Source organism: Streptomyces sp. NPDC050388 (assembly GCF_040655635.1).
Taxonomy (GTDB): domain Bacteria; phylum Actinomycetota; class Actinomycetes; order Streptomycetales; family Streptomycetaceae; genus Streptomyces.
The window spans coordinates 84377-97863 of sequence record NZ_JBFAKH010000011.1 but is presented as its reverse complement, the minus strand read 5'-3'; the positions used below and the strand labels follow the sequence as shown (position 1 = coordinate 97863).

At 72.7% G+C, this 13487-nt stretch carries 12 protein-coding genes; 11 read left to right on the top strand and 1 reads right to left on the bottom strand.

The window, feature by feature from the left end; translation table 11 throughout:
* The first annotated feature begins 10 nt into the window (after positions 1–10).
* Together AB0I73_RS08850 and AB0I73_RS08845 are read left to right on the top strand one after the other, a co-directional pair.
* Positions 11–952, top strand: coding sequence for a 5-dehydro-4-deoxyglucarate dehydratase (locus AB0I73_RS08850; RefSeq protein WP_363035310.1), 942 nt, complete (start codon positions 11–13; stop codon positions 950–952).
* Positions 949–2115 carry a hypothetical protein gene (locus AB0I73_RS08845; RefSeq protein WP_363035220.1) on the top strand — a complete coding sequence of 389 codons (1167 nt, stop codon included), beginning with the start codon at positions 949–951 and terminating at the stop codon, positions 2113–2115. The genes AB0I73_RS08850 and AB0I73_RS08845 overlap by 4 nt, the downstream gene beginning before the upstream one ends.
* On the opposite strand, the gene AB0I73_RS08840 is transcribed toward AB0I73_RS08845, so the two are convergent.
* Positions 2052–3317, bottom strand: coding sequence for an MFS transporter (locus AB0I73_RS08840; RefSeq protein ID WP_363035218.1), 1266 nt, complete (start codon positions 3315–3317; stop codon positions 2052–2054). The two genes, AB0I73_RS08845 and AB0I73_RS08840, sit on opposite strands and share 64 nt — an antisense overlap.
* Positions 3318–3459: 142 nt before the next feature.
* Here AB0I73_RS08840 and AB0I73_RS08835 point away from each other — a divergent pair, with 142 nt between their 5' ends.
* The 9 genes from AB0I73_RS08835 to AB0I73_RS08795 all read left to right on the top strand — a co-directional run bounded on the left by AB0I73_RS08835 (position 3460) and on the right by AB0I73_RS08795 (position 13355).
* Positions 3460–4059: a TIGR03086 family metal-binding protein gene (locus AB0I73_RS08835; protein WP_363035216.1), complete on the top strand. Its 600-nt coding sequence runs from the start codon at positions 3460–3462 to the stop codon at positions 4057–4059.
* Between the two features lie 302 nt (positions 4060–4361).
* Complete coding sequence (locus tag AB0I73_RS08830) at positions 4362–5114, top strand: GntR family transcriptional regulator (RefSeq protein ID WP_363035214.1); 753 nt, start codon at positions 4362–4364, stop codon at positions 5112–5114.
* Positions 5111–6019: a dihydrodipicolinate synthase family protein gene (locus tag AB0I73_RS08825; protein ID WP_363035212.1), complete on the top strand. Its 909-nt coding sequence runs from the start codon at positions 5111–5113 to the stop codon at positions 6017–6019. The genes AB0I73_RS08830 and AB0I73_RS08825 overlap by 4 nt, the downstream gene beginning before the upstream one ends.
* Complete coding sequence (araD, locus tag AB0I73_RS08820; RefSeq protein ID WP_363035210.1) at positions 6016–7773, top strand: L-arabinonate dehydratase; 1758 nt, start codon at positions 6016–6018, stop codon at positions 7771–7773. The genes AB0I73_RS08825 and araD overlap by 4 nt, the downstream gene beginning before the upstream one ends.
* A gap of 135 nt (positions 7774–7908) precedes the next feature.
* Complete coding sequence (locus AB0I73_RS08815) at positions 7909–8844, top strand: sugar ABC transporter permease (RefSeq protein ID WP_363035208.1); 936 nt, start codon at positions 7909–7911, stop codon at positions 8842–8844.
* The gene (locus AB0I73_RS08810; RefSeq protein WP_363035206.1) at positions 8841–9743 is read left to right on the top strand and encodes a carbohydrate ABC transporter permease; all 903 of its coding nucleotides are present in this window, start codon (positions 8841–8843) and stop codon (positions 9741–9743) included. The genes AB0I73_RS08815 and AB0I73_RS08810 overlap by 4 nt, the downstream gene beginning before the upstream one ends.
* Complete coding sequence (locus tag AB0I73_RS08805) at positions 9740–10954, top strand: Gfo/Idh/MocA family oxidoreductase (RefSeq protein WP_363035204.1); 1215 nt, start codon at positions 9740–9742, stop codon at positions 10952–10954. The genes AB0I73_RS08810 and AB0I73_RS08805 overlap by 4 nt, the downstream gene beginning before the upstream one ends.
* Complete coding sequence (locus AB0I73_RS08800; protein ID WP_363035202.1) at positions 10951–11796, top strand: PmoA family protein; 846 nt, start codon at positions 10951–10953, stop codon at positions 11794–11796. Before AB0I73_RS08805 ends, AB0I73_RS08800 begins: the two co-directional genes overlap by 4 nt.
* Positions 11793–13355 (top strand): family 43 glycosylhydrolase, encoded by a 1563-nt coding sequence (locus AB0I73_RS08795; RefSeq protein ID WP_363035200.1) that lies wholly within the window; start codon positions 11793–11795, stop codon positions 13353–13355. Before AB0I73_RS08800 ends, AB0I73_RS08795 begins: the two co-directional genes overlap by 4 nt.
* Positions 13356–13487 lie beyond the last annotated feature (132 nt).

The following is a 13487-nucleotide window of genomic DNA, read 5'->3' as shown; positions in this document are numbered from 1 at the left end:
GGGAGAGCTTGTGACGCCAGCCCCCCTCGCCACCCGACTCGGCAACCCCAGCGGACCGCTGTTCTTCCCGGTGACCGCCTACGGCACCGACGGCACCCTCGACCTCGACACCTACCGGCTCCATGTGCGGCGCGGAGTCGAGGCCGGGGCCGCCGCCGTCTTCGCCTGCTGTGGGACCGGGGAGTTCCACGCTCTGACGCCCGAGGAGTTCGAGGCCTGTGTGCGGGCCGCCGTCGAAGCGGCCGAGGGACGCGTCCCGGTCGTCGCGGGCGCCGGCTACGGCACCAAGCTCGCGGTGCACTGGGCCGGACTCGCCCGACGCGCCGGGGCGGACGGGCTGCTCGCCATGCCGCCCTACCTGGTACGGGCCGGCCAGGAGGGACTGCTGCGGCACTACCGGGAGCTCGCCGCGGCGACCGCCCTGCCGGTGATCGTCTACCAGCGCGACAACGCCGTGTTCACCCCCGCGAGCGTGGTCGAACTGGCCCGCACCGACGGGATCATCGGCCTCAAGGACGGCCACGGCGACCTCGACCTCCTGCAGCGTACCGTCAGCGCCGTACGCACCGAGGCTCCCGGCGACCTCCTCTACTTCAACGGGCTGCCCACCGCCGAACTGACCCAGCTCGCCTACCGGGGCATCGGCGTCACCCTCTACTCGTCCGCGGTGTTCTGTTTCCTGCCCGAGGTCGCCCTCGCCTGCCACCAGGCCCTGCGCACCGGCGACCGGGCCACCGTGGACCGCCTGCTGGACGGCTTCTACCGGCCCTTCGTCGAACTGCGCGACCAGAGCCCCGGGTACGCCGTCTCCCTGGTCAAGGCCGGGGTGCGGCTGCGCGGGCTCGACGTGGGCGAGGTGCGACCGCCGCTGCACGAGCCGTCCGGGGATCATGTCGAACAACTCGCTCGGCTGATCGAGCGAGGGCTCGCACTGCTCGAGGAGGCCCAATGAAGGCATCGGCGTTCGTCTACCCCTGGGACGTCAACGGGGACCCGGAGGCCCCCGCGCGGATCGCCGCGCTCGGCGTGGCGCAGGTGACGCTCGCCTCCGCCTACCACTCCACCCGCGCGCTGACCCCCCGCCACCCGCGCCACCGCGTCGTCACCGCCGAGCACGCGGCCGTGCTCTACCCGGCCGGCGCCCACTGGTCGGGCCGTGTCCCGCGCCCCCACCCGGCCGGGGACTGGGCCCCCGGCGACGCCTTCGGCGAGGCCGCGACGGCGCTCGCGGAGGCGGGCCTGGAGGTGCACACCTGGGTCGTGCTCGCGCACAACTCGCGGCTCGGTGCCGAACACCCCGACACCTCGGTCGTCAACGCCTACGGCGACCGCTACCCCTGGGCACCGTGCATCGCGCAGCCCGCCACGCGCGCTTACCTGACCGACCTGGCCGCCGAGGCGGCGGTGCGGCCCGGAGCGCGCGGCACCGAACTGGAGTCCCTCGGCTGGTACGGGCTGGCCCATCTGCACGCCCACGACAAGACCGCCGGGGTCGGCCTCGGGGACGCGGGGCAGTACCTGATGTCCCTGTGCTTCTGCCCGTCCTGCCGCGAGGGCTACGGGGCCCGGGGCCTGGACGCCGGTGAACTGGCCGCGTCCGTGCGGACCGCGCTGGAGCCGGTGTGGCGGGGGGCGGCCTCCGGCGGGGGAGACTGGACGGGCGTCGAGAAGCTCCTCGGCGCGAAGACGGCGGCCGCCACGCGCGCGTGGCGCGAGGAAACGGCCCGCACGCTCCAGGAGACGGCGGTCCGGGCGGTACGCGACGCGGCGCCCGAGGGCTTCCAGGTCCTGCTGCACGCGGACCCGGTGCCGTACCACTGCGGCGCCAACGCCGGCGTCGACCCCGCGCACATCCTCTCCGTCGCCGACGGTGTGGTCGTCCCCTGCACCGGGGGCCCCGGCCTGCTGACGCCGTTCGCACAGGAGAACCACCCGGGTGGCGTCCTCGCCGCCAACTTCACCGTGGTCTCCGGCATGGGCGGCAGCCCCGGCACCCTCACCGCGGACGCGACCGAGGCCCGCCGGCTCGGCGCGACGGAACTACGGCTCTATCACGCCGGATTGGCATCGGACGGCGACCTGGAGGCGGTACGCTCGGCGCTCGCCGCGCTCTGAAACAGCCCCGCCGCCGGCACCAGCAGGACGAGTCCGAGGACGGCCAGCACGGGCCGGTGGTCGATCAGCTCCACCAGCGCCGCGCCGGCCGCCACCCCGATCACGTTCGGGGTGAACACCAGGGTGTTGGCGGTGGCGGTGACCCGGCCCACCAGCGGGCCCGGGGTCTCGCGCTGCACGGCGGTCAGCGCGGCGATCAGCAGGGCGGGCAGCCCCGCACCGATCGCCGCGCTGCACGCCCACGCCACCGGATCGGACGGCACCGCCCGCAGCGCCACCCCACCGGCCAGCAGGACGATGCCGTACGCCGCGAACCGCCGCTCGCCCAGACGGCGCAGGGCGGGCCCCGCGCACAGGCCGAGGGCCACCGACCCGGCGCCCTGGACGGCGTACAGCACACCGGAGTACGCGGGGGAGCGGCCGAGGCCGTCGACGACGGCGTAGACCAGCGCACCGTTCAGCCCTGCGCACAGCATCGTGGCGCCACCCGCCAGGACCAGGGGCCACAGGACCGGATGCGCGCGGAGGAAGCGGACGCCCTCGGCGGTCCGGCCACGTCGGTCGGCGGTCGGCGGCGCGGGACGCTCCTCGGGGACGTGCAGAAACAGGTACAGCACCGCCGCGACGGCGAACGTGACCGCGTCCAGAAGGGCGACCCCCGGTCCGCCGTGGGCCGTGTAGAGACCCGCGCCCGCCAGGGGGGCCAGCAGTTTCATGCCCTCGGTGGCGGTCATGCGCAGTCCGCCCAGGTCGCCGAGGAGCGACCGGTCCACGACGGTGGCGGCCAGCGCCGACTCGGCCGCGTCGTTCACGACGCCCGCCGCGCCGTACACGAACAGGACGGCGAAGAGGAGCCACAGAGCCTGCGGCGAGTCGACGGTGACGAGGGTGAGCAGGAGCGCGGCCATCAGCAGACTCGTGCCGATCAGCAACGGCTTGCGGCGGACCCTGTCGGCGAGTGTGCCCAGCAGGGGGCCCGCCAGGGTGGGCGTCCACATGGCCAACAGGCACAGGGCGGCGAGGCCGTCCGAGCCGGTGAGGTCCTTGACCCAGACCCCGGAGGCGAGCCACAGCGCGGAGGTGCCGAAGCCGGAGACCACGACCCCGGCGAGGAGGAGCCCGGCACTGGGATCGCGGAGCACGCGCACCAGTGCCCACGTCGTGCCGTTCGGCGGTTCGCCCGTCGTCCTGTTCGTCGTCATACCCGGTCATCGTGGGGCTGAGGACCGGCCGTGGGGATCGGGCAGGTGCCGTAGAACGGGGAGGGAGGAACGATGAGTTCCGGGCGCGGCATGGGTCTGCTTCCCAGGAAGCACACCCACCACGACCACGGAGGAGCAGCCCGTGACCGACCCGATCCTCGACCTCGGACCGCAGGCACGGGTCGTGGCGCGACTCGCCGAGGGGGTCGCCGAGGCGCAGCTCGCGGACGGAACGCCCTGTCCGCGGTACGCGGTGCGCGACATCCTGGGCCACCTCGTGGGACTGGCCGTCGCCTTCCGCGACGCCGGGCGCAAGGACCTCGGCGCCACCACCGACACCAGCCCGGACGCCGCCGTGCCGGACCTCGAACCCGGCTGGCGCGAGGAGCTGCCCCGGGTGCTCGGCGAACTCGCCGAGGCATGGCGGGACCCCGGGGCCTGGACCGGCATGACCAGGGCCGGGGGAGTGGACCTGCCGGGCGAGGCGGCCGGAGTGGTGGCAGCCGGCGAACTGGTGATCCACGGCTGGGACCTGGCCCGCGCCACCGGCCAGGACTACGCCCCCGACCCCGCCGCCCTGGATGCCGCGCACGCCTTCCTCCTCGCCGCCGCGGCGGAACCCGGCCGGGACGGCGGCGGGGGCATCTTCGGCCCCGTGGTGCCGGTGCCGTCCGACGCCCCGCTGCTGGACCGGACCGTGGGACTGAGCGGCCGCGATCCGGGGTGGACGCGAAAGGCCTGACCAGGGAAGCCCCGGGGACCCTCCGAGCGGCCGGGTGCCCGTCACCTCCGAGTGACGGGCACCCGGCCGCGCCGTGTTCGCGAGGTTGCGCAAGCACACGGGCCCGGCCGCGAATCCGGCCACGAATCCGGCCACGGGGGAGGCCGGGAGCGGCGTGGACAGCCCTTCCCGGAGTGCGGGAACGGCCACCGGAACTTCCTTTGTCAGAAGCATTGACGAAACCCCGGGCCGCTTCTAGTTTCATCGCGTCGTACTTCGTACGTCATATATGAGACGCGATATGTGAGATCCGAGAGGCGCGCATGACCTCTGTGCCCACGCCGATCCCCTCCCGCACGCAGTACGTGCTGGAGGAGATCAAACGACGCATCCTCACCGGCCGGCTGACACCGGGCCAGGCCCTGGTCGAGACCGACCTCGCCGCGCAGTTCGGGGTGTCCAAGACCCCGGTGCGCGAGGCCCTCAAGACCCTGGCCGGTACCGGGCTGGTCGTGATGAGCCAGTACAAGGGCGTCACGGTGCGCATGGTCGACGCGGACATGGCGCGCGAGGTCCAGGACGTGCGCCTCCTCCTCGAACCCGAGGCGCTCCGGCGCACCGTCCGGCGCGGTGCCTCCCTGGACGCCGCGCGCGACGCGCTGGCCCGGGCCGACGAGGCCACCGACACCGCCGAGCGCTCCCTGAGCAACCGCGAGTTCCACCGCGCGCTGTACATGCCGTGCGGCAACCCGCTGCTCGGCCGGATGCTCGACGAGGTCCGCGACCAGGCGGCACTCGTCTCCGCCGTGGCCTGGGCCGCCGACCCCTCCTGGGAGCGGGAGGCGAGCGAGCACCGCGAGATCCTGCGGCTCGCCCTCGCCAAGGACGCGGACGGCGCGGCACGCGCCCTGCACGCGCACATCGCGTCCTTCGTGCGCCGGGCCTTTCCCGGTGCGGGCCTCGACGCGGACCTCGAGACCCAGGCGCCCCGGGCAGCCCAGGAACCCCGGGCAGCTCAGGAACCCCGGGAAGTACCGGAAGCCCAGAACCAGAAAAGCGAGGACGGTCAGGCATGACGACGACGTTCGAGACCCAACGGGCGGCCCTGGCCGACGTGGTGGCGATCCCGGTGACCCCGTTCGCCGAGGACGGCTCCGTCGACCCGGACGGCTACCGGGCCCTGCTGCGCCGCCTCCTCGACGCCGGCATCACCACCCTGACCCCCAACGGCAACACCGGCGAGTTCTACGCCCTGACGCCCGAGGAGCGGCGCACCGTCGCCGAGCTGACCCTGCAGGAGGCCGGTGACGGCTCGTCCGTCCTGGTCGGCGTGGGCCACGACATACCGACCGCGGTCGCCTCCGCACGGCACGCCCGTGACCTCGGCGCGCGGATGGTGATGGTGCACCAGCCCGTCCACCCCTACGTCTCCCAGAGCGGCTGGGTCGACTACCACCGCGCCGTCGCCGAGGCCGTGCCGGAACTGGGCGTCGTCCCCTACATCCGCAACGCCCGGCTCACCGGCGCCCGCCTCGCGGAACTCGCCGACACCTGCCCCAACGTCATCGGCGTGAAGTACTCCGTGCCGGACGCGGCGAAGTTCGCCGCCTTCGCGCGGGACGCGGGCATCGAGCGGTTCGTGTGGGTCGCCGGGCTGGCCGAGCCGTACGCCCCCTCCTACTTCTCGGCGGGCGCCACCGGCTTCACCTCCGGCCTGGTCAACGTCGCCCCGTCGGTGTCGCTGAACATGATCGGGGCGCTCCGGTCGGGTGACTACGCGACCGCCATGAAGGTCTGGGAGCAGATCCGCCGCTTCGAGGAACTGCGCGGCGCCAACGGCTCCGCCGACAACGTCACCGTCGTCAAGGAAGCCCTCGCCTCCCTCGGTCTGTGCCGCCGCGAGGTCCGCCCGCCGAGCAGGCAGCTGGCCGAGCACGAGCGGGCCGAGGTCGCCGCGATAGCCGCGGGGTGGTCCGTTTGAGCACACCGGTGAACACCTCGAGGAACGCCCCGAGGAAGCGGCCCGAGGAACTGCGCAGCCACCAGTGGTACGGCACGGACGGGCTGCGCTCCTTCAGCCACCGCGCCCGCACCCGCCAGCTCGGCTACCTGCCCGAGGAACACCTGGGCAAGCCCGTCATCGCCGTATTCAACACCTGGTCCGACATCAACCCCTGCCACAGCCACCTGCGCGACCGCGCGCAGGCGGTCAAAAGGGGCGTCTGGCAGGCCGGCGGCTTCCCGCTCGAGTTCCCGGTCGCCACGCTCAGCGAGACCTTCCAGAAGCCGACCCCGATGCTCTACCGCAACCTCCTCGCCCTGGAGACCGAGGAACTGCTGCGCTCCTACCCGGTCGACGGCGCCGTGCTGATGGGCGGCTGCGACAAGTCCACGCCCGCCCTGCTCATGGGCGCGGCCAGTGTCGACCTGCCGACGGTCTTCGTCCCGGCCGGGCCCATGCTGCCGGGCCACTGGCGCGGCGAGGTGCTCGGTTCCGGCACCGACATGTGGAAGTACTGGGACGACAAGCGGGCCGGCGTCATCGGCGACTGCGAGATGCAGGAGATCGAGAGCGGCCTGGCCCGCTCACCCGGTCACTGCATGACCATGGGGACGGCCTCCACGCTGACCGCCGCCGCCGAGGCCCTCGGCGTCACGGTCCCGGGCGCCTCCAGCATCCCCGCCGTCGACTCCGGGCACGACAGGATGGCCGCCGCGGCCGGCCTGCGCATCGTCGAACTGGTCCACCGGGACCGGAGACTGAGCGACATCCTCACCGCGGAGGCCTTCGAGGACGCGGTGACCACCGTCCTGGGTTTGGGCGGCTCCACCAACGCCGTGATCCATCTCATCGCAATGGCCGGCCGCGCGGGCGTCGGACTCACCCTCGACGACTTCGACCGCATCGCCCGCACCGTCCCGGTGCTGGCCAACGTACGGCCCGGCGGACAGACGTACCTGATGGAGGACTTCCACTTCGCGGGCGGCCTGCCCGGCTTCCTCTCCCGGATACCGGACCTGCTCCACCTGGACCGGCCCACCGTCTGCCACGACACCCTGCGCGAACAGATCGCCGGCGCGCGGGTGCACCACGACGACGTCATCCGGCCCCGGGACAAGCCGGTCGCCGACGAGGGCGGGCTCGCCGTACTGCGCGGCAACCTCTGCCCGGACGGCGCCGTCATCAAGCACATCGCCGCCGAGCCGCACCTGCTGCGGCACACCGGTCCCGCGGTCGTCTTCGACGACTACCGGACCATGCAGCGCACCATCAACGACCCGGCGCTGAACATCACCGCCGACCACGTGCTGGTGCTGCGCAACTCCGGCCCCAAGGGCGGGCCCGGGATGCCCGAGTACGGCATGCTGCCCCTCCCCGACCACCTGCTCAAGCAGGGGGTGCGGGACATGGTGCGGATCTCCGACGCCCGGATGAGCGGCACGAGTTACGGCACCTGCGTGCTGCACATCGCCCCCGAGTCGTACGTCGGCGGGCCGCTGGCGCTGGTACGCACCGGTGACCCGATCACCCTCGACGTCGAGCAGCGGAAGCTGCAACTCAACGTGGAGGAAGAGGAGTTGGAGCGGCGCAGGGCCGAGTGGACGCCGCCGCCCGTGCGCTACGAGCGCGGTTACGGCGCGCTCTACAACGAGCAGATCACCCAGGCCGACACCGGCTGCGACTTCGAGTTCCTCGCCCGGCCGGGCGAGGTGCAGGACCCCTACGCGGGCTGATCCGCCGGGTCGCGGGCCTGTCCGCACACCCATGTAGAAAGCGCTTCACCCCGTAGCGAGAACGCACTGCACCGGGAACGCACCGCACCGGGAACGCGCCGCACAGTACGACGTACCGAGAAACGGAGAACAGTCATGGCCCAAGCCGCAGCCGTGGCGAAACCGCCCGCGCCACCGAGGCGGCGCCGTGCCTCCGCCACGCCGCGCAGGCTGCCGTACCTGCTGATCGCCCCGGCGGGGCTGCTCATGCTGGGCTTCATCGCCTACCCCGTGATCAGCGTCTTCTACTACAGCCTGCAGCACTACAACCCGACCAAGCCGTGGCGGAACGGATTCGCGGGCCTCGACAACTTCGTCCACCTCTTCACCGAGGACCCGCTGTTCTGGGACACGCTGGTCTTCAGCGCCAAGTGGGTCTTCGTCGAGGTCGGCCTGCAGCTGATGTTCGGGCTCGCGCTGGCCCTCATCGTCAACCAGACCTTCGTCGGCCGGGGCATCGGCCGCGCCCTGGTCTTCTCCCCGTGGGCCGTCTCCGGCGTACTGACCTCGGCGATCTGGGTGCTCCTCTACAACTCCCAGACCGGCATCACCCGTTACCTCGCCGACATGGGCATCGGCGACTACGGCACCAGCTGGCTGTCGGACACCTCCACCGTCTTCTCGGCGGTGGTCGTCGCCGACCTGTGGCGCGGTGTCCCCTTCTTCGCCATCCTCATCCTGGCCGACCTCCAGTCCGTCTCCAAGGACCTGTACGAGGCCGCCGAGGTCGACGGGGCCAGCCGCTTCCAGCAGTTCACGCACATCACCCTGCCCCACCTCAAGGACGCCATCATCCTGTCCACGCTGCTGCGCGCGGTGTGGGAGTTCAACAACGTCGACCTGCTCTACACCCTGACCGGCGGCGGACCGGCCGGCGTGACCACGACGCTCCCGCTCTACATCGCCAACACCAGCGTCGACGCCCACGACTTCGGTTACGCCTCGGCGCTCACCACGGTCGCGTTCGTGATTCTGCTCTTCTGCTCGATCGTCTACCTGCGGCTGAGCAAGTTCGGAGGCGAAAGCAAGTGATCACCGAAGAGGCGGCCCCGGCCGTCCCCGCCCCCGCGCGCTCCGCCGCCGAGCCGCCGGGCCGCCCCGCGCGGAAGAAGCACCGGGCCTGGGACGAGGTGCCCCGCTGGCACATCTACCTCCCGCTGGGCATCTACCTGCTGTTCACGCTCCTCCCCTTCTACTGGATCCTGCTCTTCGCCCTGCGCCCGGCCGGCTCGACCTCGCTGGTGCCCTGGCCGATGACCACGGTCCACTTCGAGAAGGTCTGGACGGACCGCGCCTTCGGCACCTTCTTCCAGAACAGCGTGCTCGTGGGAGTCGCCACCCTGCTCGCGACGACGCTCGTCGCGCTGGCCGGCGGCTACGCGCTCGCCCGGTTCGACTTCCGCGTCAAGCGGGTCTTCATGCTCGCCCTGCTGTGCTCCCAGTTCGTGCCCGGCGCGCTGCTCCTGGTCCCGCTGTTCGAGATCTTCGCCGGGCTGCAGATGATCAACTCGCTGGGCAGCGTCATCATCGCCGAGACGGTCTTCCAGTTGCCGCTGTCGATCATCCTCATCAGCAACTTCATCAAGAACGTGCCGTACTCCCTGGAGGAGGCCGCCTGGGTCGACGGGTGCAGCAGGATGCGGGCGTTCCGGGTGGTCGTCCTGCCGCTGCTGCGGCCCGGTCTGATCGCCGTCGGCTCGTTCGCCTTCGTCCACTCCTGGAACCACTTCCTGTTCGCCCTGATGTTCCTCAACAACCAGGAGAAGCAGACCATCCCGGTCGGCCTCAACACCCTGATGAGCGCGGACAGCGTCGACCTCGGCGCCCTCGCCGCGGGCGGCATCATCGCGGCCGTGCCCGTCGTGATCGTGTTCGCCTTCATCCAGAAGTGGCTGATCACCGGCTTCAGCGCGGGGGCGGTGAAGGGATGACCGCGCCCCGGTTCGCGCCCCGGTCCGTGTCCCGGCCGATCCCCGTCGTGCTCGCCGGTGCCCGCGGCCACGGTCGCTGGCACCTGGCGAACATCCGCCGGCTCCGGGAGGCGGGACTCGTCCGGCTGGCCGGCGTCTGTGAGCTCACCCCCCTCACCGAGGACGAGTTCGAGGGCGATTCCGGGGGCGAACCCCCCGAGCAGTCGGCCGACTTCGGTGCCCTGCTGGAGTCCACCGGAGCCCGGATCGCCGTCGTCTGCACCCCGATCCCCACCCACACCGACCTCGCCCTCGCCGCCGCCGAACGGGGCGCGCACCTCCTGCTGGAGAAGCCGCCCGCGCCGTCCTACGCCGAGTTCCGCCGGATGGCCGACGGGGTCGCCGCGGCCGGTGTCGCCTGCCAGATCGGTTTTCAGTCGCTGGGCTCGCACGCCGTGCCCGCGATCCGCGAACTGGTCGCCGGGGGTGCGATCGGCCGGGTCACCGGGATCGGCGGCGCCGGGGCCTGGGTGCGCGCCGAGGACTACTTCCGGCGGGCGCCCTGGGCGGGCCGGCGCCGGCTGAACGGCGTCGACGTGGTCGACGGGGCGCTGACCAACCCGCTCGCCCACGCCGTCGCCACCGCGCTGGCGCTGGGCGGCAGCACCCGCGCCGAGGACGTCACCGGCATCGAGACCGAACTGCTGCGCGCCAACGACATCGAGTCCGACGACACCTCCTGCGTCCGGGTCACCACCGCACAGGGCCGGCCGGTCACCGTCGCCGCGACCCTGTGCGCGGAGCGGGCCGACGAGCCGTACGTCATGGTGCACGGCACCAGCGGCCGGATCACCTTCTGGTACAAGCAGGACCGCGTCCTGGTCCAGCGCGCGGGCCACGGTCCCGAGGAACTCCACTTCGGCCGCACCGACCTGCTGGAGAACCTCGTCGAGCACCTCACCACCCGCGTCCCCCTGCTGGTCCCCCCGGAGGCGACCGGCGCCTTCATGAAGGTCGTCGAGGCGATCCGGCAGGCGCCCGACCCCGCCCCGCTGTCCGACGGCGCCTGGCACCGCGTTCCCGGCGAGAACCGCCGTGTCGTACCGGGCATCGACCGGCTCGTCGAGGCCGCCGCCGACACCCTGTCCCTCTACTCCGAACTCGGCGCCCCCTGGGCGCCGCCCGCCCAGCGTTCCGCACAGCACCCGCCGAAAGAGGTGAACACCCGATGACCAGCGACGACTCCACGGTCCTGCGCGTCGCCGGGCGTCCGGTCGGCCGGTACGTCTCCCGGCCCGAGCTGCCCCGCAGACTCTCCCCGCGCCCCTATCTGCATCCCGTCACCACCCTGGCCGGCACGGTGGTCACCGAACTGTCCCCCGCGGACCACACCCACCACCTCGGCGTCGGTGTCGCCGTTCCCGACGTCGAGGGGCACAACTTCTGGGGCGGACGCACCTACGTCCGGGACCGGGGCCCGACCGAACTGGACAACCACGGCTCCCAGCGGCACACCTCCTTCCCACTGCGGGACCCCGACGGCTTCGTGGAGGAACTGCGCTGGATCGCCGCTCCGGACGAGCTGCTGCGGGAGCGCCGTACGGTCACCGCCACCGAACTCACCGACACCGCCTGGGCGCTGGACTTCACCTTCTCCCTCACCAACGCCACCGGGCTGCCGCTCTCCATCGGCAGTCCGGCCACCAACGGCCGCCCCGGCGCGGCCTACGGCGGCTTCTTCTGGCGGGCCCGCAAGGAGGCGACGGCACCGGACGTCTTCACCGCCTCCACCGAGGGCGAGGCCGCGGCGCACGGCCGACGGGCCGACTGGCTCGCCCTGGCCGGCGCCCGCTGGACGCTGGTCTTCGCCGGGGCCACCGGACCGACCCGCCGCGACCCCTGGTTCGTGCGCACCGCCGAGTACCCCGGCGTCGGCTCCTCCCTCGCCCACGACGAACGGCTGCCGGTCCCGCCCGGGGAGACGGTGGTCCGCCGTGTCGTCACCGTCGTCGCCGACGGCCGGCTCGGCCGGGACGACGCCGCCGCCCTGGTCCGCAAGGCGGTGATCCCATGAGCGCCGCGCCGGCGGACACCACCTACCGGAACCCGGTCCTGAACGCCGACTGGTCCGACCCCGACGTGATCCGCGTCGACGACGACTTCTACCTGACCGCCTCCAGCTTCGGCCGCGTCCCCGGACTGCCGCTGTTGCACTCCCGCGACCTGGTCAACTGGACGCTCGTCGGCCATGCCCTCGAACGACTGGAACCCGAGAGCGAGTTCGCGGCCCCCCGACATGACCGCGGGGTCTGGGCGCCGTCCCTGCGCCACCACGACGACCGGTTCTGGATCTTCTGGGGCGACCCCGACCAGGGCATCTTCCAGGTCAACGCCCCGCAGATCCGGGGGCCCTGGACCCGCCCCCACCTGGTGAAGGCCGGCAAGGGCCTGATCGACCCGTGCCCGCTGTGGGACGAGGAGAGCGGCGAGGCGTACCTCGTGCACGCCTGGGCCAGGTCCCGCAGCGGCGTCAACAACCGGCTCACCGGCCACCGCATGCACCCCCACGGCACCGAACTCCTCGACGAGGGCAAGGTGATCGTCGACGCCGACCGCATACCCGGCTGGTTCACCCTGGAGGGCCCCAAGCTCTACCGGCACGACGGCCGGTTCTGGATCCTGGCGCCCGCCGGAGGAGTGGAGACCGGCTGGCAGGGCGCCTTCCGGTCGCGTGAGTTCTTCGGGCCGTACGAGGAGAAGGTCGTCCTGGAACAGCGGGACACCGACGTCAACGGCCCCCACCAGGGCGGCTGGGTGCGCACCCCGAGCGGCGAGGACTGGTTCCTGCACTTCCAGCAGCGCGGGGCGTACGGCAGGGTCGTGCATCTTCAGCCGATGTGCTGGGAGGCCGCGGGCGGCTGGCCGGTGCTGGGGGACGCCGGCGCGCCGGTCGCCGGGCACCGCCGGCCGGACCTGCCCGCGCAGCCGGCCGCGGCGCCCGCCACCGACGACGACTTCCCCAGAGGCCGCTACGGCCGTCAGTGGCAGTGGACGGCCAACCCTCCCCCGAGCTCTCGGCTCTGCTCGAGCAGGGGGGACCCCCATGAAGGCTGGGCCGTCCGGCACTCCACCGACGGGCTCCGGCTGACCTGCGTGCGCACCGCCGACACGCACGACCTGCGCAGGCTGGCGAACGTGCTCACCCAGCGGCTGCCCGGCACCCCGTGCACCGTCGAGGTGGAACTGCGGCTCGACAGCCAGGAGCCCGGGGCACGGGCCGGCCTCGCGGTCCTCGGCGACGCCTACCGCTGGATCGGACTCCAGCGGGGACCGGACGGCACCGCGCACCTGGTGCACCGGTTCGCCGAGACGACAGCCGAGAGGGAACGGGACGCCGACCACCCGCGGCTCGCCCCCGAGGGCCGGGTGAGGCTGCGGATCGAGGCCGGTGCCGGAGCCCGTTGCCGCTTCTCGTACGACACCGGGGACGGCTTCCGCTCCTCCGGGCAGACCTTCGCCGCCACTCCGTGGCGCTGGGTCGGCGCCCTGCTCGGTCTGGTCGCCTTCGCCCCGGCGGGCCGGGGGCACGCCGGGACGGCGACCTTCACGCAGTTCAGGATCAGCGCCGCGTAACCACCCTCCTCCGTCAAGCCTGTCGGGAGCCGTAATGACGCACCTCCACGGCAAGCGCTTGCCGACACCGCCCCCACCTGGCTGAGCGCCACCGGACGACCGCGAGACGCCCCCACACCCGCACATCCCGTC

What these genes read in the sequence shown, in the direction of transcription:
- AB0I73_RS08795 (WP_363035200.1), top strand. Translation starts at nt 11,793, where the DNA reads ATGAGCGCCGCGCCGGCGGACACCACCTACCGGAACCCGGTCCTGAAC.
- AB0I73_RS08800 (WP_363035202.1), top strand. Translation starts at nt 10,951, where the DNA reads ATGACCAGCGACGACTCCACGGTCCTGCGCGTCGCCGGGCGTCCGGTC.
- AB0I73_RS08830 (WP_363035214.1), top strand. Translation starts at nt 4,362, where the DNA reads ATGACCTCTGTGCCCACGCCGATCCCCTCCCGCACGCAGTACGTGCTG.
- AB0I73_RS08805 (WP_363035204.1), top strand. Translation starts at nt 9,740, where the DNA reads ATGACCGCGCCCCGGTTCGCGCCCCGGTCCGTGTCCCGGCCGATCCCC.
- AB0I73_RS08825 (WP_363035212.1), top strand. Translation starts at nt 5,111, where the DNA reads ATGACGACGACGTTCGAGACCCAACGGGCGGCCCTGGCCGACGTGGTG.
- AB0I73_RS08815 (WP_363035208.1), top strand. Translation starts at nt 7,909, where the DNA reads ATGGCCCAAGCCGCAGCCGTGGCGAAACCGCCCGCGCCACCGAGGCGG.
- AB0I73_RS08840 (WP_363035218.1), bottom strand. Translation starts at nt 3,317, where the DNA reads ATGACGACGAACAGGACGACGGGCGAACCGCCGAACGGCACGACGTGG.
- AB0I73_RS08845 (WP_363035220.1), top strand. Translation starts at nt 949, where the DNA reads ATGAAGGCATCGGCGTTCGTCTACCCCTGGGACGTCAACGGGGACCCG.